This window comes from Oceanimonas marisflavi (genome assembly GCF_003049725.1).
GTDB lineage: Bacteria > Pseudomonadota > Gammaproteobacteria > Enterobacterales > Aeromonadaceae > Oceanimonas > Oceanimonas marisflavi.
In genome coordinates, this window is the sequence record NZ_QAGM01000002.1 from 193,615 (window position 1) to 215,660 (window position 22,046).

20 protein-coding genes are annotated in these 22,046 nt (G+C 60.7%); 12 read left to right on the forward strand and 8 right to left on the reverse strand.

What is annotated here, in order from left to right:
* Positions 1-5: 5 nt before the first annotated feature.
* Entirely contained in the window at positions 6-767 is a 762-nt protein-coding gene (gene pdhR, locus DA373_RS02485; RefSeq protein ID WP_107850774.1) for a pyruvate dehydrogenase complex transcriptional repressor PdhR, read from the reverse strand.
* Between the two features lie 390 nt (positions 768-1,157).
* Positions 1,158-1,700: a 1,6-anhydro-N-acetylmuramyl-L-alanine amidase AmpD gene (ampD, locus tag DA373_RS02490; RefSeq protein WP_107850775.1), complete on the reverse strand. Its 543-nt coding sequence runs from the start codon at positions 1,698-1,700 to the stop codon at positions 1,158-1,160.
* A 73-nt stretch (positions 1,701-1,773) separates the two neighbouring features.
* On the opposite strand from ampD, the gene DA373_RS02495 reads away from it, so the two are divergent.
* From DA373_RS02495 to coaE, 7 genes are all read left to right on the forward strand, one after another.
* Positions 1,774-2,292: a retropepsin-like aspartic protease family protein gene (locus DA373_RS02495; protein ID WP_107850776.1), complete on the forward strand. Its 519-nt coding sequence runs from the start codon at positions 1,774-1,776 to the stop codon at positions 2,290-2,292.
* Positions 2,293-2,342: 50 nt separating this feature from the next.
* Complete coding sequence (nadC, locus tag DA373_RS02500) at positions 2,343-3,197, forward strand: carboxylating nicotinate-nucleotide diphosphorylase (RefSeq protein ID WP_107850777.1); 855 nt, start codon at positions 2,343-2,345, stop codon at positions 3,195-3,197.
* 301 nt (positions 3,198-3,498) lie between these two features.
* Positions 3,499-3,915, forward strand: coding sequence for a pilin (locus tag DA373_RS02505; protein WP_107850778.1), 417 nt, complete (start codon positions 3,499-3,501; stop codon positions 3,913-3,915).
* 8 nt (positions 3,916-3,923) lie between these two features.
* Positions 3,924-5,636 carry a type IV-A pilus assembly ATPase PilB gene (pilB, locus tag DA373_RS02510; RefSeq protein WP_107850779.1) on the forward strand — a complete coding sequence of 571 codons (1,713 nt, stop codon included), beginning with the start codon at positions 3,924-3,926 and terminating at the stop codon, positions 5,634-5,636.
* A 26-nt stretch (positions 5,637-5,662) separates the two neighbouring features.
* Positions 5,663-6,889 carry a type II secretion system F family protein gene (locus DA373_RS02515; RefSeq protein WP_107850780.1) on the forward strand — a complete coding sequence of 409 codons (1,227 nt, stop codon included), beginning with the start codon at positions 5,663-5,665 and terminating at the stop codon, positions 6,887-6,889.
* A gap of 352 nt (positions 6,890-7,241) precedes the next feature.
* Positions 7,242-8,096, forward strand: coding sequence for a prepilin peptidase (locus DA373_RS02520; protein ID WP_107850781.1), 855 nt, complete (start codon positions 7,242-7,244; stop codon positions 8,094-8,096).
* A complete protein-coding gene (coaE, locus tag DA373_RS02525) occupies positions 8,093-8,698 on the forward strand; it encodes a dephospho-CoA kinase (protein ID WP_107850782.1) in 606 nt (201 codons plus the stop codon). The genes DA373_RS02520 and coaE overlap by 4 nt, the downstream gene beginning before the upstream one ends.
* A 137-nt stretch (positions 8,699-8,835) precedes the next feature.
* Here coaE and trmB read toward each other — a convergent pair whose 3' ends face one another.
* From trmB to prfB, 3 genes are all read right to left on the reverse strand, one after another.
* The gene (gene trmB / locus DA373_RS02530; RefSeq protein ID WP_107850783.1) at positions 8,836-9,552 is read right to left on the reverse strand and encodes a tRNA (guanosine(46)-N7)-methyltransferase TrmB; all 717 of its coding nucleotides are present in this window, start codon (positions 9,550-9,552) and stop codon (positions 8,836-8,838) included.
* Positions 9,553-9,679: 127 nt separating this feature from the next.
* Positions 9,680-11,167, reverse strand: a complete 1,488-nt coding sequence (gene lysS / locus DA373_RS02535) for a lysine--tRNA ligase (protein WP_107850784.1) — start codon at positions 11,165-11,167, stop codon at positions 9,680-9,682.
* A 168-nt stretch (positions 11,168-11,335) separates the two neighbouring features.
* Positions 11,336-12,434, reverse strand: a protein-coding gene (prfB, locus tag DA373_RS02540; protein WP_107850785.1) for a peptide chain release factor 2 whose coding sequence is annotated in 2 segments (ribosomal slippage) — positions 11,336-12,358 and positions 12,360-12,434 — 1,098 coding nt in all. Because the reading frame shifts where the segments join, the coding sequence is not laid out codon by codon here.
* Positions 12,435-12,706: 272 nt separating this feature from the next.
* Between prfB and DA373_RS02545 the strand changes: the two genes are divergently transcribed.
* From DA373_RS02545 to DA373_RS02560, 4 genes are all read left to right on the forward strand, one after another.
* Positions 12,707-13,720, forward strand: a complete 1,014-nt coding sequence (locus DA373_RS02545) for an amino acid ABC transporter substrate-binding protein (RefSeq protein WP_107850818.1) — start codon at positions 12,707-12,709, stop codon at positions 13,718-13,720.
* Between the two features lie 70 nt (positions 13,721-13,790).
* Positions 13,791-14,975: an amino acid ABC transporter permease gene (locus DA373_RS02550; protein WP_107850786.1), complete on the forward strand. Its 1,185-nt coding sequence runs from the start codon at positions 13,791-13,793 to the stop codon at positions 14,973-14,975.
* Between the two features lies 1 nt (position 14,976).
* Positions 14,977-16,077 (forward strand): amino acid ABC transporter permease, encoded by a 1,101-nt coding sequence (locus DA373_RS02555; protein WP_107850787.1) that lies wholly within the window; start codon positions 14,977-14,979, stop codon positions 16,075-16,077.
* 12 nt (positions 16,078-16,089) lie between these two features.
* Positions 16,090-16,842: an amino acid ABC transporter ATP-binding protein gene (locus tag DA373_RS02560; protein WP_456299510.1), complete on the forward strand. Its 753-nt coding sequence runs from the start codon at positions 16,090-16,092 to the stop codon at positions 16,840-16,842.
* Positions 16,843-16,851: 9 nt separating this feature from the next.
* Here DA373_RS02560 and recJ read toward each other — a convergent pair whose 3' ends face one another.
* A complete protein-coding gene (gene recJ, locus DA373_RS02565; RefSeq protein WP_107850788.1) occupies positions 16,852-18,588 on the reverse strand; it encodes a single-stranded-DNA-specific exonuclease RecJ in 1,737 nt (578 codons plus the stop codon).
* A gap of 378 nt (positions 18,589-18,966) precedes the next feature.
* Entirely contained in the window at positions 18,967-19,854 is an 888-nt protein-coding gene (xerD, locus tag DA373_RS02570) for a site-specific tyrosine recombinase XerD (protein WP_107850789.1), read from the reverse strand.
* Between the two features lie 74 nt (positions 19,855-19,928).
* On the opposite strand from xerD, the gene fldB reads away from it, so the two are divergent.
* Entirely contained in the window at positions 19,929-20,444 is a 516-nt protein-coding gene (gene fldB / locus DA373_RS02575; RefSeq protein ID WP_107850790.1) for a flavodoxin FldB, read from the forward strand.
* A 184-nt stretch (positions 20,445-20,628) separates the two neighbouring features.
* Here the strand turns inward: fldB and brnQ are convergent, their stop codons facing one another.
* A complete protein-coding gene (brnQ, locus tag DA373_RS02580; protein ID WP_198650218.1) occupies positions 20,629-21,903 on the reverse strand; it encodes a branched-chain amino acid transport system II carrier protein in 1,275 nt (424 codons plus the stop codon).
* Positions 21,904-22,046 lie beyond the last annotated feature (143 nt).

Here is a 22,046-nt window from a genome sequence, read left to right on the forward strand (position 1 = left end):
ATTCATTATTCCTGCTGACGGGTCCGGCGCAGGGAGCGCTGAATGCGGCTTTCCTCGCGCTGAATGTCTAACAGGGTTTCTTCAATAAAGGCCAGGTGCTCATGACAAGCGTCCCTGGCCTGCTCCGGCTCGCGTGACAGAATGGTCTGGATCAGATTGGCGCGATGCTTGCGAATCTTCTCCACCATGCCGGCTCGCCGGTTAAGAATCTGAATGTTGCGCAGAATGCTGGACTCCAGCATGGGCTGAATGGCGCGCAACAGGTGCAGCAGCACCACGTTGTGGGCGGCTGCCGCCACCGCCAGGTAGAACTCGGCGGCATGCTTGGCCTCTGCGGCCAGATCGCCCTTTTCCTGGGCGTTGATAATGGCTTGCTGAGCCGCGCGAATGGCGTCGAAGTCGGTTTCGGTGCCGCGCATCGCCGCATAGTAGGCGGAAATGCCTTCCATGGTGTGGCGAAACTCCAGCAGGTCGTACTGGGACTCCGGGTGTTCCGCCAGCAGCTGAAACAGCGGATCCGCCAGCCCCTTGGTGAGAGCGTTCTGCACATAGGTGCCGCCCCCCTGCTTGCGGGAAACCAGACCGCGCACCTCCAGGTGCTGAATGGCCTCGCGCACGGACGGGCGTGACACCGCAAACTGCTCGGCCAGCTCGCGCTCCGGCGGCAAACGCTGCCCCGGCTGCAGGCTGCCCTCCACTATCATCTGCTCCAGCTTGGCGGCGATAGTTTCGGCAAGTTTGGGTTGTTTAATGCGCTGATAGGTCATTCGCTCGGCTTTTTGAATTGGTAATACCAATTAACACTGTTAAAAAAAGGTATCAGAGCGGGAGGGAATTGTCCATGATTTTTGTGATCACTGCATACAAAAGGCCGTTTGCGCCCGGGATTTTTTTGGGGTGGCTCATAAAATTAGTCCAGCCCCATGAAAACACAAGAAAACGGGGAATGGTCTGACCAACCAAAACTAGGGGAGTCGGGATTAGGGACTGGGGATTGGTGGTGTAGCAGGCAACGCCGATGTTGCCCGAAGCAGCAGTGGGGATTGCCGTAGCCGACCGTCACATGCCATGGACGGCATGTGCCGAGCGTTACAGGGAGGTACTTGAAGCGTGTCGGCGGAGCGCAACCGCACTGCTGATTCGCGCGGTGAGCGCTTTCAGAGCAAGGCGCGAAACCGTGTCCAGTCAAACCCCGGGCCGGGGTCGGTTTTGCGGCCGGGGGCGATATCGCTGTGGCCGGTAATACGGCTGGGCGTAATGGCGGGATAGGCTTGCATCAGCGCTCTGGTCACCTCGGCCAGCACCCGGTATTGCGCTGGGGTGTAATCCCCGGTATCGGTGCCTTCCAGCTCGATGCCAACGGAAAAATCGTTGCACTTGTCCCGGCCCTCAAAGCAGGACAGGCCGGCATGCCAGGCCCGGCGGTGAAAGGGCACATACTGCACCAGCTCGCCGTCACGGCGAATAAGACAATGCGCCGATACCCGCAACTGGTAAATGCCCTCAAAATAGGGATGGGCCGATGAGTCCAGCCGGCCCATAAACAGATCATCGATATAGGGGCCGCCAAAACGCCCCGGCGGCAGGCTGATGCAATGCACCACCAGCAGGGAAATGTCGGCATCGGGGCGATCATCCTGATGGGGCGATTCGCAATGGCGGGCCGGGCTCAGCCAGCCCTCTTGCAGGGTAAAAGGCATGAATGGTTCCGTAGGCAAGGGAGTGCGTGCGTATACTAACAGTTTAACAAGGCATTTTTTGCAAGGAGCCCCCATGGCGCAACAACATGATCCCGTGCGCCGTACCGGCCGAATTATGTGGATCCTGGCCTGGGGCCTGAGTCTGCTGTTGCTGACCTGGTACTTCAACCATCGTCTGATGCAGGATTTCAATCCCAATCAGCAAATTCGCGTGCTGGACTCCGGCAGCATAGTGCTGGATCAGGACCGTCACGGTCATTACCTGGCCAGCGGCAGCGTTAACAGCCAGCCGGTGGTGTTTCTGCTGGATACCGGCGCCACCCAGATGGCGGTGCCACAACTGGTGGCCGCCCGGCTGGGCCTGCCGGTGGGCGTGCCGCTGGAAATAAGCACGGCGGCGGGAAAGGTTACCGGCTACCGCACTCGGATTAAATCGTTGTCGCTGGGGCCCTTCACCCTGTACGATCTGGACGCCATTATCATGCCCAGCCAGAACGACGAAGTGCTGCTGGGCATGAACGCCCTGCGCCACTTCGAGCTGGTGCAGCGGGGCGCACAAATGACCATTACCTATCTGAAGCCGGAGCCATAGCTCCGGCAGGCACGCTATCCAGTAACCATGTGAGAAAAAAGGTAGACTCAATGCACAATGCCACCCTGGCCCGGGAAATTCGCTTTAATGTGACCGCCGCCCTCACCGAGGATCTGGGCGGCAGTCTGGATCCCCGGCAGGACATTACCGCCATGCTGCTGCCCGAAGAACAGCGAGTAACCGCCCATCTGATCACCCGCGAGAGCGGCGTATTCTGCGGCAAGGACTTTGCCGACGAAACCTTTACCCAACTGGGCGGCCAGGTAACACTGCACTGGCTGGTGAACGACGGCGACGCCATTGCCGCCGGCCAGCGGCTGCTGACCCTCACCGGCCCGGCCAGAGCCATTCTCACCGGCGAGCGCACCGCCCTGAACTTTATTCAGACCCTGTCTGCGGTGGCCACGGAAACCCGGCGCTATGTGGAGAAGCTGGCGGGCACCCACTGCCGCCTGCTCGACACCCGCAAAACCCTGCCCGGCCTGCGCCAGGCGCTGAAATACGCGGTCACCTGCGGCGGCGGCCACAACCACCGCATGGGCCTGTATGACGCCTACCTTATCAAGGAAAACCATATCTTTGCCTGCGGCGGTATTCACGAGGCGGTGGCCGAGGCCCGCCGGCTGCAGCCGGAAAAACCGGTGGAAGTGGAAGTGGAGTCCCTGGCCGAGCTGGAGCTGGCTCTGGCGGCCGGCGCCGACATTATTATGCTCGACAACTTCAGCGTGCCCGATATGCGCACCGCCGTGGCCACCACCGCCGGCCGGGCCAGACTGGAAGTCTCCGGTAATGTGACCCTGCAGACCATTGCCGAATACGCCGCCACCGGGGTGGACTTTGTGTCGGTGGGGGCGCTCACCAAGCATGTGCAGGCCCTGGACCTGTCTTTGCGGGTGGAAAACTGAGCTCAAAAAACATTCTTTTTGTTGCATTGTTTGATGCCGGGCCTGCCCGGCATTTTTTATGCTCACCGCTTTTGGCGCCACCCGGCCTGACTCTCCCGGCTCCGCAGCTCAGACTGGTAGCACAAGTTCATAAAATAACCATTTCATAATTTAAAAAGATCCTGGCTAAAACAGGCGAAAATGCTGCTATCTTTTTCAATTATTCACTGGGCAAGGCCAGAATATCTTGCTATAGATAAATGGCAGGCTTGATCGAAGCCCACTTAAAAAGAAGATTTCATTGCCACTCAAGGATGACGTTATGAACAAGACTTCTCTTTCCCGCCAGGGCGGTTTTACCCTGATTGAACTGATGATTGTGGTGGCGATTGTAGCCATACTGGCGGCAGTGGCACTGCCGGCGTATCAGACCTATACCAATAGAGCTAAATTTAGTGAAGTGATTGCTGCAACTGGTCCGGCTAAAACCACGATTGAAGTTTGTCACCAATCAGGAGGAGATATAGATAGCTGCATAACAAAAGCAGATAATGCTACTAGTGGTGCTGTTATTACGGGCTTAGTTTCAGGTGTTGACGCAGATAAATCCGGTAGTGATTTTACAATTATTGCAAGTGGCACAGGTGATCTCTCTGGTGCGACCTATACACTAACTGGTACACCGGCTAATGGAAGGGTTACATGGGTTAGTTCATGTTCCCCTGTAGAGTACTGCTAATAGCGCCTATGCCCCATACCTTTGAACAAGCACGAAGCGGCCTGGCCAGAAGCTTGGCCGCTTCTTCCATTCTGGATCCCGGCCTGCTGGAGCAGGCCTGCGCCCGGGCCGGCCAGGAAGGCAAGCCCCTGAGTACCGTGCTGGTGGAGCAGCGCTGGCTGTCCGGCAGCGAGCTGGCCCGTTTCTGCGAGCGAGAATTCGGCCTGCCCCTGGTGGATCTGGACGACTTCAGTCTGGACGAAGTGCCGGATCAGTATCTGAGCATGGATCTGATCGAGCGCCACCACGCCATTCCGGTGCATTTGCGCGGCAAGACCCTGTATCTGGCCATGTCGGACCCCACCAATGTGGCGGCGCTGGAAGACTTCGGCTTTCGCTTCAACCTGGTGACCGACGCCCTGCTGGTGGACGAAGCCAAGCTGCAGCAGCTGCTGCAGCGTCTGCAGCAGAACAGTGGCGCCGGGCTGGATCTGGACAATATTGCCGATGACGATATTGCCGATCTGGAGCTGGGAGAAGACCCTTCCGAACGGGACGACGAGCCCGGCAACAGGGAAGACGATGCCCCCATCGTTCGCTATATCAACAAGATCATGCTGGATGCGGTGCGCCGGGAAGCCTCGGATCTGCACTTTGAGCCCTATGAGCGCTTTTTCCGTATTCGCTTTCGCATCGACGGCATGCTGCACGAGGTGGCCACCCCGCCGGTGCACCTGGCGTCGCGCTTTGCCGCCCGGCTCAAGGTGATGGCCCGGCTCGACATTGCCGAGCGCCGCCTGCCCCAGGACGGCCGCATCAAGCTCAAGCTCACCGCCTCCAAGGCGGTGGACATGCGGGTCAACACCCTGCCCACCATGTGGGGTGAAAAGGTGGTGATTCGTATTCTCGACAGCTCCGCCGCCCGCCTCGACATTGAACAGCTGGGCTACAGCGAAGCGCAGAAAAACCTCTACCTCAATGCCCTTAAAAGGCCCCAGGGCATGATACTGGTGACTGGCCCCACCGGTTCGGGCAAGACGGTGTCGCTCTATACGGGCCTGAGCATTCTCAATACGGTGGCGGCCAATATCTCCACCGCCGAAGACCCCATAGAAATCAACCTGCCCGGCATCAATCAGGTGCAGATCAACCCCAAGGCCGGGCTGTCTTTTGCTCACGCCCTGCGCGCCTTTCTGCGCCAGGATCCGGACATTATCATGGTGGGGGAAATCCGCGATCTGGAAACCGCCGAAATCTCGGTCAAGGCGGCCCAGACCGGTCACCTGGTGCTGTCTACCCTGCATACCAACTCCGCCGCCGAAACCCTGACCCGGCTAAGCAACATGGGACTGCCCGCCTACAATATCGCCTCGTCGGTAAGCCTGATTATCGCCCAGCGGCTGGCCCGCAAGCTGTGCACTCACTGCCGGGCCCCCGAGGTGCTGCCCCCCGAGCAACTGAACCAGCTGGGGTTTACTCCCGCCCAGCAGCTGGAAGGCATTACCCTGTACCGGGCGGTGGGCTGCGACCACTGCACCGAAGGCTACAAGGGCCGCACCGGCGTCTATGAAGTCATGGCCATGAGCGAGCGGCTGGCCAACCTGATTATGGAAGACGCCGGCTCCCTGGCCCTGGCCCGGGCTGCCGAAGAAGAAGGCATGATCACCCTGCGCCAGGCGGCGCTGGAAAAGGCACGCCAAGGCATTATCAGCCTGGCCGAGGTCAACCGGGTCACCGGCTAAAACGTGATGAATAACAGGAAGGCATCATGGCAACAGCAAAGGACTTTCGTGTTTATCCCTTTAAATGGGAAGGCATAAACCGCAAGGGCAACAAGGTCTCGGGCTTTGTGCAGGCGGCCGATGTCAAGGCGGCCCGGCTGGAGCTGCAGCGCCAGGGGGTTAACGCCCTTAAAATAAAGCGCAAAAGCCAGGGGGTGCTGAGCCGCTACAAGGACGCCATCAAGCCCGCCGATATCGCCATCATCACCCGCCAGATCGCCACCATGCTGAGCGCCGGCGTGCCCCTGGTACAGACCCTGCAGATTATTGCCCGCTCCTACGAGAAATCCAGCATTCGCGAGCTGGCCGCGGGCATTGCCGCCGACGTGGAAGGGGGCACACCGCTCTCCGAGGCGCTGAAAAAACACCCGCGCCATTTTGACGATCTTTACTGCGATCTGGTGCACTCCGGCGAGCAGACCGGGGCACTGGAGCATATTTTTGATCAGATCGCCATCTACCGTGAAAAAGCCGAAGCCATCAAGTCCAAGATCAAGAAGGCCATGTTCTACCCGGCCATGGTGCTGCTGGTGGCCTTTGTGGTCACCGCCATATTGTTGCTGTTTGTGATTCCCCAGTTCGAGGAGATTTTTGCCGGCTTTGGCGCCACCCTGCCCGCCTTTACCCAGATGGTGATCAGCCTGTCGCGCTGGCTGCAGGCCTACTGGCTGTATATATTGCTGGCCCTGATCGCCGCCGTCTGGCTGTATGTGCGCGCCTGGCGCAACTCGCAAAAGGTGCGGGACGCCACCGACCGCTTTATTCTGCGTCTGCCCATTGTGGGCAATATTCTGCACAAGGCGGCCCTGGCCCGTTTTGCCCGTACTCTGGCCACCACCTTTTCTGCCGGTATTCCGCTGGTGGAAGGCCTGCTGTCGTCCGCCGGCGCCTCGGGCAATGTGGTCTACCGCCAGGGGGTAAAACAAATACGCGAAGAAGTGATCGCCGGCATGCAGATGAACGTGGCCATGCGTTCCACCGGCCTGTTTCCGGACATGGTGGTGCAGATGGTGATGATCGGCGAGGAGTCCGGCGCCATCGACGATATGATGCACAAGGTGGCCGGCATTTATGAACGGGAAGTGGACGACGCCGTGGATGGCCTCACCAGCCTGATTGAGCCCTTGATCATGGTGGTGCTGGGAGTTTTGGTTGGCGGCCTGGTCATTGCCATGTATCTTCCCATCTTTAACCTGGGCAGCGTGGTGAAATAAACCCGCGTCTTCGGCTGAAATCTCTCAGGAGAAGCCACAACAGGGTTACCTACGCCGACACGCTTCGAGCCCATCCATGGGACGCTCGGCAAATGCCATCCATGGCATTTGACGGTCGGCTACGGCAATCCCTGTTGCTGCTTCGGTAAGCTATTGAGCTGTCTGCCAAATACTGACAGACAGCTCAGTGTTCAACCGAGGAGGGCAAAGGGCACTGCTTCGCCGCGCCCTCTGCGCCAGGGATGGCGCAGCGGAGCCTACAGGGAGGTATTCACGGCGTGCCGGAGAAGCAGTGCGCGTTGGCCGACGGCTTTGCACGCGCCAGCAAGCAAATACAACTACTGGAAACCTCATGACCGAACTGCTCAACAATACCGCTCTGCTTTATATTGTGATCCCCCTGCTGGGGTTGCTGGTGGGCAGCTTTCTCAACGTGGTGATCCACCGGCTGCCGCTGATGATGCAGCGGGAATGGCAACGGGAATGTGCCGAATTAAACAATCAGACACTGCCCGATGAAGCGCCCTTTAATCTGTGCGTGCCCCGCTCCCGCTGCCCCCACTGCCAGCACGGGCTGACCGCCAGCGACAATATTCCTCTGCTCAGCTGGCTGTGGCTGAAAGGCCGCTGCCGTTATTGCAGCGCTTCCATTTCAAAACGCTATCCGCTGGTGGAGCTGGCCTCGGCGCTGCTGGCCGCCCTCGCCCTGTGGCGCTTTGGCGCCAGCCCACAATTGCTGGCCGCGCTGGTGTTCGGCTGGCTGCTGCTGTGCATGACCCTGATCGATCTCGATCATCTGCTGCTGCCGGATCAGCTTACCCTGCCGCTGCTGTGGCTGGGGCTGCTGCTGAATGTGGGTGAGCTGTTTGTCTCGCTGCAGTCGGCGGTGATCGGCGCCGCCGCCGGTTACGGCATTTTGTGGAGCCTGTTCTGGCTGTTCAAGCTGGCCACCGGCAAGGAAGGCATGGGCTATGGCGACTTCAAGCTGCTGGCCGCCATCGGCGCCTGGTTTGGCTGGCAGAGCCTGCTGCCGGTGCTGCTGCTGGCCTCCTTTACCGGCGCCGCCCTGGGGCTCGGCCTGATGGCCCTGCGCCGGCTGGGGGAAGACCGCGTGCTGCCCTTTGGCCCGGCTCTGGCGCTGGGGGGCTGGTGTTACCTGATGTGGGGCACCGACGTGGTCAACCTTTACTGGAGACTGGCGCTGTGAGCTATGTGGTGGGCCTGACCGGCGGCATTGGCAGCGGCAAAAGCACGGTGGCAGAGCTGTTCGCTAAACAGGGCGTGGACATTATCGACGCCGATATTATCGCCCGTGAAGTGGTCGCCCCCGGCGAGCCGGCGCTGGCCGCCATTGCCGGGCACTTTGGCCCGAGCGTTATCACCGAAAGCGGCGAGCTGGATCGCCGCGCCCTGCGGGCAAGGGTGTTTAATCATCCGGAAGAAAAAGACTGGCTTAACGCCCTGCTGCACCCGGTTATTCGGGAGCGTATGGTGGCCGCCTGCGCCGCCAGCACCTCGCCCTACTGCCTGCTGGTGGTGCCCCTGCTGGTGGAAAATAACCTCACCGGCCTGTGCAACCGGGTGCTGGTGGTGGATGTCAGCCCCGACACCCAGCTTGAACGCACGGTAAAGCGGGACAACAGCAACGAGACCCAGATTCGGGCCATTATGGCCGCCCAAGCCAACCGCGAGCAGCGCCTGGCCGCCGCCGACGATGTGATCGACAACAACAGCCCCGACAGAGCGGGGCTGCAGAAGGCGGTGATGCGGCTGCACCGGCAGTATCTGGCGCTGGCCGGGGTTCTGTAGCTGCCGCTTTAGCCGGCAGGCTCTGCGTAGCAGAGCAATACCGACAACACCGAACCGGCAGATAATGCGCAAAGCCTGAATATTTTCGAGTCGCTTCCTGGATTGCGCCGGCTAAAGCGGCGCCCACAGGGATGGCCTTACTCGATGCGGGTAAAGATCAGATCCCAGACGCCGTGGCCCAGACGGTGGCCGCGCTGCTCAAACTTGGTCAGCGGGCGGTAATCGGGGCGCGGCATATAGTCGCCGTCTGTGCTGGCGTTGGCATAGCCGGGGGCCGCGTTCATCACTTCCAGCATATGCTCGGCGTAGTTTTCCCAGTCGGTGGCCATATGGAATTCACCGCCGATTTTCAGCTTGCTGCGCACCATTTCCACAAATTCCGGGCGCACAATGCGGCGCTTGTGGTGGCGCTTTTTGTGCCAGGGATCCGGGAAAAACAGCTGAACCCGGTCCAGGCTCTGCTCGGGCAGCATTTGCTCAAACACTTCCACCGCATCGTGGCACATAACGCGCAGATTGGTCAGGCCGGCCTCGGCGGCGCCCATCAGGCAGGCGCCCACGCCCGGGGTGTGCACCTCAATGCCGATAAAGTCCTGCTCCGGGGCGGCAGCGGCCATTTCCACCAGCGAGCCGCCCATGCCAAAGCCGATTTCCAGCACCCGCGGTGCGGCCCGGCCAAAAACGGCGTCCAGGTTCAGCAGCTCACCGGAAAAGTCGATGCCCATCACCGGCCACTGCTCCGCCATGGCCTTTTCCTGCCCCTTGGTCAGGCGGCCTTCCCGGCGCACAAAGCTGCGAATTTTGCGCTTGCGCAGTTCTTCTTCGGTCTGGGCGGGCGGCTTCTGTTCTGTCATCTCGTTTCTCCGGCTGGCAATGAAGTGCGAATTATCCAAAGTTAAGCCAAAGGTGCAAGCCGAAAACGCCGGCAGAAAAAAGGGCCTGTCATCGACAGGCCCTTTTGTATTGGCACGGTTTCCGTGATTACCGCTGCGGACGCAGGGTCGGGAACAGGATCACGTCACGAATGGTGTGGGAGTCGGTCAGCAGCATCACCAGACGGTCGATGCCAATGCCCTGGCCGGCGGTGGGCGGCAGGCCGTGCTCCAGGGAGGTCACATAGTCCTCGTCGTAGAACATGGCTTCGTCGTCACCGGCGTCCTTCTGCTCCACCTGATCGCGGAAACGCTGGGCCTGATCTTCGGCGTCGTTCAGCTCGGAGAAGCCGTTGGCGATCTCGCGGCCGCCGATAAAGAACTCAAAGCGATCGGTAATGCTTGAATCGTTATCGTTACGGCGGGCCAGGGGCGACACTTCCGCCGGGTATTCGGTGATGAAGGTCGGCTGGATCAGACGGTGCTCGGCGGTCTCTTCAAAGATCTCGGTGATCACCCGGCCCAAACCCCAGGTCTTCTCCACCTTGATCTTGAGATCCTTGGCCACTTCGCAGGCAGACTCGTAAGTGGCCAGCTGATCCAGGGTCACCTCAGGGTTGTACTTGAGAATGGCGTCCTTCATGCTCAGGCGCGCGAACGGCTTGCCAAAGTCAAAGGTCTCTTCGCCGTACTGCACCTCGGCGCTGCCCAGCACTTCGGTGGTCACGGTGCGCAGCATTTCCTCGGTGAAGTCCATCAGGTCGCGGTAGTCGGCGTAGGCCCAGTAGAACTCCATCATGGTGAACTCGGGGTTGTGCCGGGGCGACAGGCCTTCGTTACGGAAGTTGCGGTTGATCTCGAACACCTTCTCGAAACCGCCCACCACCAGCCGCTTGAGGTACAGCTCGGGGGCGATACGCAGATACATGTCCAGATCCAGCGCATTGTGATGGGTAATAAACGGACGGGCCGAGGCGCCTCCCGGAATTACCTGCATCATGGGGGTTTCCACTTCCATAAAGCCGTGGTTGTTCATAAAGCTGCGAATGGCGGCCATGACCTTGGAGCGCACCACAAAGGTTTTGCGGGAGTCTTCGTTGGTGATCAGGTCCAGATAGCGCTGACGGTAGCGGGTTTCCTGATCGGACAGACCGTGGAATTTTTCCGGCAGCGGGCGCAGGGCCTTGGTCAGCAGCTGAAAGCTGTCCATGTTGACGTAGAGGTCGCCCTTGCCGGACTTGTGCAGGGTGCCGGTCACGCCGATGATGTCACCGATGTCGAGGCCGTTGTACTGATCCTTGATCAGCTTCTGGGCATCCTTGGTGGCGTAGGCCTGAATGCGGCCGGACATGTCCTGCAGGGCCAGGAAGGGGCCGCGCTTGGCCATGATGCGGCCGGCCACCGAGGCCACCTTGCCCAGGGATTCCAGGGTCTCTTTATCGTGCTCACCGAATTCGGCCTGCAGATCGGCGGCCAGGTGTTCACGGCGAAAATCGTTGGGGTGACCGTTGGCCGGGCAGTCCTTGCGGATCTGCTCGAGCTTGGCCCGGCGCTCGGCAATGAGCTTGTTCTCGTCTAGTTGCTGCTCTGTCGTCATGATTAAGCCTTGTTTGAATCTTGTTTGGAGCCCCTCTGCCCGCCAGGGGCCGGAGCAACCACGCCAACACGCAGCAAGTACATCCCTGTATGCTCGACGATGGCATCCCTGCCATCGACGGTTGGCTTAGGCCGCACCCAGCCCCTGGCTGAGCGGCACTGAAAAAAGTTACAGCCCGGACTTGAGGCTGGCTTCAATAAACTTGTCCAGGCCGCCGTCCAGCACCGCCTGGGTATTGCGGGTTTCCACGCCGGTGCGCAGATCCTTGATGCGGGCGTCGTCCAGCACGTAGGAGCGGATCTGGCTGCCCCAGCCGATGTCGGACTTGCTGTCTTCCAGCGCCTGCTTTTCGGCATTCTGCTTTTGCAGCTCCAGCTCATAGAGCTTGGCTTTCAGCTGCTTCATCGCCTGATCGCGGTTCTTGTGCTGGGAGCGGTCGTTCTGGCACTGCACCACTATGCCGGTGGGCTCATGGGTAATACGCACCGCCGAGTCGGTCCGGTTAACGTGCTGACCACCGGCGCCGGAAGCGCGGTAGGTGTCGATGCGCAGATCCGCCGGGTTGATCTCGATTTCGATATCGTCGTCGATTTCCGGATAGACAAAGGCGGAGCAGAACGAGGTGTGGCGTCGGCCGCCGGAGTCGAACGGAGATTTACGCACCAGACGGTGCACGCCGGACTCGGTGCGCAGCCAGCCAAAGGCGTACTCACCGGTAAAGCGCACGGTGGCGGACTTGATGCCGGCCACTTCGCCTTCGGACAGTTCGATGATCTCGGTCTTGAAGCCGCGGGCTTCACCCCAGCGCAGGTACATGCGCAGCACCATGTTGCACCAGTCCTGGGCCTCGGTGCCGCCGGAGCCGGCCTGCAGATCCAGGTAGCAGTCGGAGGCGTCCTGCTCGCCGGAGAACATGCGGCGAAATTCCAGATCCTCGAGTTTTTTCTCAAGGCCGGAAAGGTCGGCTTTGGCTTCCTCGAAGGTGTCTTCGTCTTCTTCTTCTACCGCCAGCTCAACCAGCTCGCCAATGTCGGCAATGCCCTGGTCCATTTCTTCCAGGGTGTTCACCACGGTTTCCAGGGCGGATCTTTCCTTACCCAGTGCCTGGGCGCGCTCGGGCTGGCTCCATACATCCGGCTGTTCCAGCTCGGCGTTTACTTCTTCCAGACGCTCTTTTTTGGCGTCATAGTCAAAGGTACCCCCTAAGAAGCTGCGCCCGTTCAGACAGCTCCTTAAGTTTGTTGTACACAGGGTTTGTTTCAAACATGGACTGACAGACTCTCTGTTTACTGATGTGAGTGGTTTTGGCGCATCGCCAAAATGAGGCGGTTATTCTACCCAAAGCCGGCCCCGAACGCAGCAATGCACATTCATTTTAGTGGAAAGCCAGCTTACTCAGCCGATCCTTGCCGGCCACGACTTTATTCCTCCCTGCCAGCCGCCACTGTCAATCTTTGTGCTAATACTCTAAATGGCATCGTTGTTTTATGCCCCAAATGAATAACGCTATTGCCCATCGCCATTCAAGAGGACGTGATTATGACAGGCAAAGGAACAGCAGCCCTTCTGATAGCCGGCACCCTGATGGCTGGCCCCCTGCAGGCCGCCACCCTGGACGACGTAAAGCAACGGGGAGTGCTCAAGTGCGGTGTTAACAGCGGCCTGCCGGGCTTCTCCAACCCAGACGCCAAAGGAGAATGGAAAGGGCTGGACGTGGATCTGTGCCGGGGCATTGCCGCCGCCGTGTTCAACGACGCCGGCAAGGTGCAGTTTATTCCGCTCAACGCCAAGGAGCGGCTGACCGCGCTGCAGTCGGGAGAGATTGACGTGCTGTCGCGCAATACCACCTGGACCTCCAGCCGGGATACCGAGCTGGGTGTCAATTTCACCGGCATCAACTATTACGACGGCCAGGGTTTTCTGATCAACAAAAGCCTGGGCGTAACCAGCGCCAAGGAGCTGGATGGCGCCGCCATCTGCATTCAGTCGGGCACCACCACCGAGCTGAACGTGGCCGACTACTTCCGCCGCAACGGCATGGGTTACAGCGCCGTGGTGTTCGACACCTCGGAGCAGACCGTGCAGGGGCTGGAGGCAGGGCGCTGCGACGTGCTCACCTCGGACTTGTCCCAGCTTTATGCCCTGCGTATCAAGCTGTCCAAACCCGATGAGGCCGTGGCCCTGCCCGAGGTCATTTCCAAGGAGCCCCTGGGTCCTTCCGTGCGTCAGGGGGATGATCAGTGGTTTAACGTTGTGAAGTGGACCCATTTCGCCATGGTCAACGCCGAGGAGCTGGGCATTACCAAAGCCAATGTGGACAGCATGAAGAGCAGCGAAACCCCGGATGTTCGCCGCCTGCTGGGCCTGGAAGCCGATTTTGGCAAGGGCATGGGGCTGGACAAGGACTGGGCCTATCGCATCATCAAGCTGGTGGGCAACTACGGCGAAGTCTTTGACGCCAACGTGGGCCAGGGTTCGCCCCTGAAAATCGACCGGGGCCTTAACGCCCTGTGGACCGAAGGCGGCCTGCAATACGCCCCGCCGGTACGCTGATGTCTGTCCGGGCTGCCTGCGGGCAGCCCGATGACGAGCCCCTGTTCAGCTCACCGAAAGGATAAAGCCCATGTCATTACCGGCCCACCACTCCGCTCCTCCGGTCAAGTTCTGGCGCGATCCGGCCAAACGGGCGCTGCTGTTTCAGCTGCTGCTGCTGGGTGCCGTGGCCGCCTTTATCGCCTTTATTGTCAATAACACCCTTCATAACCTCAGCACCCGGGGCATTACCACCGGCTTTGGCTTTCTCGACGATCCCGCCGGCTTTGCCATTGCCCAGTCTCTCATTCCCTATGCCGAGACCGACACCTATGGCCGCACCTTTGTGGTCGGGCTGCTCAACACCCTGCTGGTGTCCTTTCTCGGCATTATCGGCGCCACCCTGCTGGGCTTTGTCATCGGCGTGGCCCGGCTGTCTCCCAACTGGCTGATCGCCCGGCTGGCGTCGGCCTATGTGGAGCTGTTCCGCAACCTGCCCCTGCTGCTGCAGATGTTTTTCTGGTATTTCGCGGTGCTGCGCACCCTGCCCGGCCCCCGCGACAGCCTCAATTTCAATGACAGCCTCTTTCTCAACGTGCGCGGCCTGTATCTGCCCGAGCCCGTGCCGGGCGGTGGCTTTCACTGGGTCTGGCTGGCGCTGCTGCTGGCCCTGGGCGTGGCGTTCTGGCTGGTGCGCTTCAATCACCGCCGTCAGGACGCCACCGGCAGGCGCCTGCCCGTCTGGTGGATGTCGTTCGGGCTGGTCATTGCCCTGCCCCTGCTCACCTTTCTGGCGCTGGGCGCCCCGCTGGAGTGGAACTATCCCGAGCTGCGCGGCTTCAACTTTCGCGGCGGCATGACCATTATTCCCGAGTTTCTGGCGCTGTGGCTGTCGCTTACTGTGTATACCGCCGCCTTTATCGCCGAGATCGTGCGCTCCGGCATTCAGGCCATTTCCCACGGTCAGACCGAAGCGGCCCACGCTCTGGGCATCAAGGACAGCCTGACCCTGCGGCTGGTGATCATTCCCCAGGCGCTGCGGGTGATCATACCGCCGCTCACCAGCCAGTATCTCAACCTGACCAAGAACTCGTCCCTGGCCACCGCCATCGGTTATCCGGATCTGGTGTCGGTATTTGCCGGCACCACCCTCAACCAGACCGGCCAGGCCATCGAGGTGATCGCCATCACCATGCTGGTGTACCTCAGCATCAGCCTGTCGGTGTCCTTCTTTATGAACTGGTTCAACAGCCATATGGCGCTGGTGGAGAGATAGCATGTTCAAAGACACCCTGACACCGGAGCGCCCGGCCCCCGTTTCGCGCAAGGGACTGACCGGCTGGCTGAGAGCCAACCTGTTTTCCGGCCCGCTGAACACGGCGGTGACCCTGCTGGGGCTGTATGCCCTCTACCTGATCCTGGTGCCCATTATCGACTGGGCCTTCATCAGTGCCGACTGGACCGGCAGCAGCCGGGACGCCTGCACCAGCGGCGGCGCCTGCTGGGTATTTATCACCAACCGGCTGCAGCAGTTCACCTATGGTTTTTACCCCGGTGACGAGCTGTGGCGCATCAACCTGACCTTTTTGCTGTTTGTGGTGCAGTTGCTGTGGCTGGCCCTGCCCCGGCTGCCGGGCAAGCTGTGGCTGGCGCCCTTTATGGTGCTGGTGTTTCCGGTTATTGCCTGGGTACTGCTCTATGGCGGCTGGTTTGGTCTGACCGAGGTGCCCACCCACAACTGGGGCGGTCTGACCCTGACCCTGATCCTGGCGGTGGTGGGCATTACCGCGGCCCTGCCCATCGGCACCCTGCTGGCCCTGGGCCGGCGCTCGCACATGCCCATAGTGCGCAGCCTGTCGGTGGTGTTTATCGAGTTCTGGCGGGGGGTGCCGCTGATCACCGTGCTGTTTATGTCGTCGGTCATGCTGCCCCTGTTCGTGCCCGAGGAGCTGACTCTCGACAAGCTGGTGCGGGCCATGATCGGCATTATCTTCTTTCAGTCCGCCTATATGGCGGAGGTGGTGCGCGGCGGCCTGCAGGCCATTCCCAAGGGCCAGAACGAGGCGGCCGCGGCACTGGGGCTGAACTACTGGAAAACCATGATGCTGATCGTGCTGCCCCAGGCGCTGAAGATGATGATTCCGGGCATCGTCAACACCTTTATCGCCCTGTTCAAGGACACCAGCCTGGTGCTGATCATCGGCCTGTTCGATCTGCTGGCCATTGTGCAGGCGGGGCTGGCGGATCCTGACTGGCTGGGCTATGCCACCGAAGGTTATGTGTTTGCCGGCCTGGTGTTCTGGGTGTTCTGCTATGGCATGTCGAAATACAGCCAGTATCTGGAACGCAAGCTGCATACCGGTCACAAGAAACGTTAGTGGAGCAAGTACATGGAAGCACAACAACAGGAAGCCATGGTGACCCTGCGCGGCGTGAACAAGTGGTATGGGGATTTTCACGTGCTGCGCGATATCGATCTGACCGTGGCCAAGGGGGAACGCATCGTGATTTGCGGGCCCTCGGGCTCGGGCAAGTCCACCCTTATCCGCTGCATCAACCGGCTGGAGGAACACCAGCAGGGTGACATTATCGTGCGCGGCACCCCGCTCACCAATGATGTCAAAAACATCGAAACCATTCGCCGGGAAGTGGGCATGGTGTTTCAGCACTTCAATCTGTTTCCCCATCTGACGGTGCTGGAAAACTGCACCCTGGCGCAGATTTGGGTGCGCAAGACCCCCAAGCGGCAGGCGGAAGAGGTGGCCATGAAACTGCTGACCCGGGTCAAGATTGAAAGCCAGGCCAAGAAGTATCCGGGGCAGCTGTCCGGCGGTCAGCAGCAGCGGGTAGCCATTGCCCGCAGTCTGTGCATGAACCCGGAGATCATGCTGTTTGACGAGCCCACCTCGGCGCTGGATCCGGAGATGATCAAGGAAGTGCTGGACGTGATGATAGAGCTGGCGGAAGAGGGCATGACCATGATGTGCGTGACCCACGAAATGGGCTTTGCCCGCACCGTGGCCGACCGGGTGATCTTTATGGACGAGGGCCAGATCATCGAGGAAAACGATCCCGAGACCTTCTTCCATCATCCCCAGTCGGAGCGCACCAAACTGTTCCTCAGCCAGATCCTGGGCAACTGATGCCTGTTGTCACGACAACGGCGACAGCCGCTCCACCAGCAGTTGCAGCTGGCGCCGCCCTTTCCACTCGTTCACATCCAGCTTGTACACCAGCTGCACCTTCTGAATGGCGGCGTTGGGCCAGGTGCCCAGATCCACATTAAAGGCAATGGCGTCAATGACGGTGCGCCCCTCGTCCGGACTCAGCACCAGCTTGAGGTGCTTGTCCCCCACCAGCCGCTGCTGAATAATGCGAAACTCGCCGTCGAACAAGGGCTCGGGAAAGGCCTGCCCCCAGGGCCCGGCAAAGCGCAGCTGCTCCGCCAACTCCAGGGTCAGCTCGGCAGCGGTGAGCTCGCCGTCGCTGAGGATCTCGCCGGTAAGCAGCTCGGGGCTGACCCACTCCTCCACCGTTTGCTCAAAGGCAGCCTTGAACGGCGCCAGTGCGCTTTTGGTTATCGACAGACCGGCGGCCATGGCGTGGCCGCCAAACTTGGTAATAAGACCCGGGTGACGACTGTTGACCGCCTCCAGCAGATCCCGCAAATGCACCCCGGGAATGGAGCGGCCCGAGCCCTTGAGCTCGTCGTCGCCGGCCTCGGCAAAGGCGATCACCGGCCGGTAATACTGCTCCTTGATGCGCGAGGCCACCAGCCCCACCACCCCCTGATGCCAGTCGTCCTGGTACAGCACCAGCCCGGACGGCAGCGCACCGTCGCTGATGCGCACTTTCGCCAGCGTGGCCAGGGCTTCCTGCTGCATGCTGGTCTCAATGGCCTTGCGCTCCCGGTTGAGCTCGTCCATTTGGGCCGCCAGCCGCCGGGCTTCGTTGATATCGTCACACAGCAGGCAGGCCACTCCCATGGACATATCGTCGAGCCGGCCCACGGCATTAAGCCTCGGCCCCAGGGCAAAGCCCAGATCGGACGCCACCAGCCGCTGCTGATTGCGCCCGGAAATATCGATTAAGGCCTGAATGCCGGGGCGCAGCCGGCCGGCGCGCATGCGCTGCAGGCCCTGATGCACCAGCACCCGGTTATTGCCGTCGAGCGCCACCACATCGGCCACCGTGCCCAGCGCCACCAGATCCAGGTAATCCGCCATATTGGGCGGACGAATGCCCTGCTGCTCAAACCAGCCCTGCTCGCTCAGGGCCGAACGCAGCGCCAGCAGCAGGTAAAAGGCCACGCCCACCCCGGCCAGGTTCTTGGAGGGAAAGTCGCAGCCCCGCTGGTTGGGATTGACGATGGCATCGGCCTCGGGAACTTCGTCGCCGGGCAGGTGATGGTCGGTGACGATGACCTGCATGCCGGCGGCCTTGGCCGCCGCCACGCCGCTGATGCTGGAAATGCCGTTGTCCACGGTGATCAGCAGCTCGGCCCCGAGATCCACCGCTTCTTCCACCACCTGCGGGCTCAGGCCATAACCGTAATCAAAGCGGTTGGGCACCAGATAGCTGACCCGCTGTGCGCCCATGGCCCGCAGGCCGTGCACCATCAGCGCCGAGCTGGTGGCGCCGTCGCAGTCGAAATCGCCCACGATCAAAATGCTGCGCTGCTCACTCAGGGCCTGCACCAGCAGCCGTACCGCTTCGTTCATGCCCCTGAACGCCGGCTTGTGCAGGGCACCCGCCTGCAGATTCAGCTGTTCGGGCGACGTCAGACCCCGGCTGGCGTAGAGCCGCTGCAGTATGGGAGACAGATCGGAAGGCAGCCGATGAGCCACCGGCTCACGCCGGCGAATGGGCAGAGGAGAAGAAGCAGGCATGGAAAATACTGGCTGTTTAAACAGGCGGACAACACTAACCGGGCACGGTGAAATTTGCAACGATGACCGCCGACCGTCTTCGGCGGAGCTGTAAGCTGAATGTTGTTTTGGTAGGCCCCAATTTATTGGGGCAACTGTGCCGGATGATGATCATCTTGCCCCACTGAAGTGGGGCTACAGGCTTACGGCTGACGGCTCCCCGAAGTGAGTAGGTTGCGAATGAGCGAAGAGCACATCCAAGCTTGAATTTACGTCAAAACAGAGTATCTACGGCTTACCGACTGTCAGTCACTATATGAGCCAGCAGACACAACGCTGCATCTGCAGGCGGCACCACTTAAAGCTGACAGCTTACGGCTTAAAGCTCCCCCGAAGGGGTCATCCCCGAGGGTGATGCTCCTCATGCAGGGCGTTGAGGCGGTGGGTGGCCACATGGGTGTAGATCTGGGTGGTGGACAAGTCCGAGTGGCCCAGCAGCATCTGCACCACCCGCAGATCGGCGCCGTGGTTGAGCAGGTGGGTGGCAAAGGCGTGGCGCAGGGTGTGGGGCGACAGCTCCTGGGTGATGCCGGCGCGCAGGGCGTAATGCTTGATGCGGTGCCAGAAGGTCTGGCGGGTCATCTGCCGGGCCCGGCGCGACGGAAACACCACGTCCGACGCCTGCTCTCCCAGCAGCGCCGCCCGCCCTTCCTTCAGGAACCGGCTTACCCAGTACAGGGCTTCTTCCCCCATGGGCACCAGCCGCTCCTTGTTGCCCTTGCCGGTCACCCGCACCAGGCCCTGACGCAGGCTCACGCTTTCCATCGACAGACTCACCAGCTCGGTCACCCGCAGGCCGGAGGCATAGAGCAGCTCCAGCATGGCCTTGTCGCGCAGCTCCAGCGGATCGTCCGGCTCGGGGGCATCGAGCAGGGCCGATACCTGCTGCTCGCTCAGATCTTTCGGCAACCGTTTGGGCAACTTGGGGCCGGCGATCAGCGCGCTGGGATCGTCGGTGCGCAGCTGCTCCCGGTGCAGATACTGAAAAAACCGCCGCAGCACGCTCAGCATGCGCGCCGTGCTGCTGGCCTTGAAGCCGAGATCAATGCGATGAGCCAGGTATTGCTGCAGGGTCAGGCTGTCCACCGCCAGCAGGCTGCCGCCCTCGCCGTCCAGCCAGGCGGCAAAGTGGCTCAGATCACTGCGGTAGGAAGACAGGGTATTGTCGGACAGCCCCTTTTCCAGCCAGAGGGCATCGATAAACTGCTCGACCAGCGGATGACTCATGTTGACTCCCTACTCCGCCCGGCAGGCGGCTTCTGTTATGATGGCGCCATTCTGTAAAAAACGAACGGAGCCCCATGAATATCGGTTTGTTTTACGGCTCGACCACCTGCTACACCGAGATCGCGGCCGAAAAAATCCGCGACCAGCTCGGTGCCGAGCTGGTTGATCTGCATAATATCAGGGATGTGCCCCTGGCGCGTGCCCAGGACTACCCCATTCTGATCTTCGGCATTTCCACCTGGGATTTTGGCGAACTGCAGGAAGACTGGGAATCCCACTGGGACGATATCGACAGCCTGGATCTGGACGGCCACGTGGTGGCGCTGTTCGGCATGGGCGATCAGCTGGGCTACGGCGAATGGTTTCAGGATGCACTGGGCATGCTGCACGACCGGGTGGTCGCCCGGGGCGCCAGCGTGGTGGGCTACTGGCCCAACCAAGGCTATGAGTTTGAGGCGTCAAAGGCACTCACCGAGGACGGCAAATACTTTGTGGGCCTGTCCCTGGACGAAGCCAACCAGTATGACGACACCGACACCCGTATCGAAACCTGGGTGGCGCAGATACTGGACGAGATTGCCGCGCTCTGAGCGCCTTCTTCATTTTTCGCTCAGCGCGTGGTTGCCGATGAGCGCAGCGAATCGCAACGTGAAGCCGGCTGCGGCTGTAGGTACCCTCTTTTTGAAGCGCCGGCGGCGCTAATGCAGGCTGGCAGCCTGCGCTCCACGAAAAAAGCGGCTTTCAAGCCGCTTTTTTGTATTCACCGAATGGTGCTCAGGCGGTGGCTGCTTGTCTGCCCTTGCCCGCCACCAGGCCAATCACCGCGGCCAGGGCGGTGGGCAGGGTCCAGGCCATGCCGACGCCGAACAGGGGCAGAAAGTCGAGCAGGCTCATATCGAGGCCGGCGGCCTGCATGCCGTCGAGCAGACCAAAGAAAAAGGCCACGCTCATGATCAGACGAAAGGCAAACACAGGTGCGCGCATCAGCGGCTGCAGGTAGGTGGCCACCACCAGGGCAATGGCCACCGGATACAGGGCCACCAGAATGGGCACAGACACACTGATCAGGGTGTTCAGACCCACGTTGGCCACCAGCATGCAGGCGGTGGCAATGCCCACCACCCAGCTCTTGTAGCTGCCCTTGCCGGTCAGGTTATGGAAATAATCGGCACAGGAGGACACCAGCCCCACCGCCGTGGTCAGACAGGCCAGGGTCACGATGGCCGACAAAATCCACAGTCCCGGCTCGCCGAACAGCGACAGCACATAGGCGCTGATGATCTCGCCGCCATTGCTGGCATTCGGCACCACCCCCTGGCTGGTGCCACCCAGCACAAACAGGGAGATATAAACAAAGCCCAGGCCGGCGGCGGCGATCAGCGCCGCGGCCATCAGATAGCGAGACTGGGCGCGGGCATCGGTCACCCCCTTCTTGCGCAGCACATCCAGGATCAGCATGGCAAACAGCAGGGACGCAAAGGTGTCCATGGTGTTGTAGCCCTCGATAAAGCCCTTCACAAACGGCTGGGCCATATAGGCTTCGGTTACCGCCGGCTGGGTGCCCTGCGGGTTCACAAACACCGCAATGGCCAGGGCCACCAGCAGGATCAGCAACAGAGGGGTCAGCAGCTTGCCCACCGCCTCCAGCAGCCGGCCCTGACTTAAGGAAAGCAGCAGCGCCACACCAAAAAACCCGAGGGTATAGAGGGTCAACGCCCCCTGGCCGGGGTTGTCGAGAAAGGGCTTCAGGCCCATTTCATAGGCCACCAGGCCGGTACGGGGAGCGGCAAAGGCCGGCCCGATAATAATAAAGATGGCGCTGCCCATCAGGGTGATCACCAGAGGAGGCAGAAAGCGCCCCATGGCGGGCAGGCCGCCACCGGCCAGGGCCGCGGCCACCAGCCCGGCCAGAGGCAGGCCCACCGCCGTGGTCAGAAAGCCGAACATGGCGCTGGTCATGTGTTCACCGGCCAGAAAGCCGGCCAGAGGCGGAAAGATGATGTTTCCGGCCCCCAGAAAGAAGGCGAATGTCATGAAGCCAAGGCCCATAACATCAAAAGTGGACAGTGGTTTTTTCAAGGCAAACCTCGTGGCGGCAAAGCGCATGGCGAAAGTTTCGTTTGGAAACTAACGAAATTAACAAGACGATGCGCTGCCGTTTACGGTTTGTAAAATACTAAAAACTGACAGCG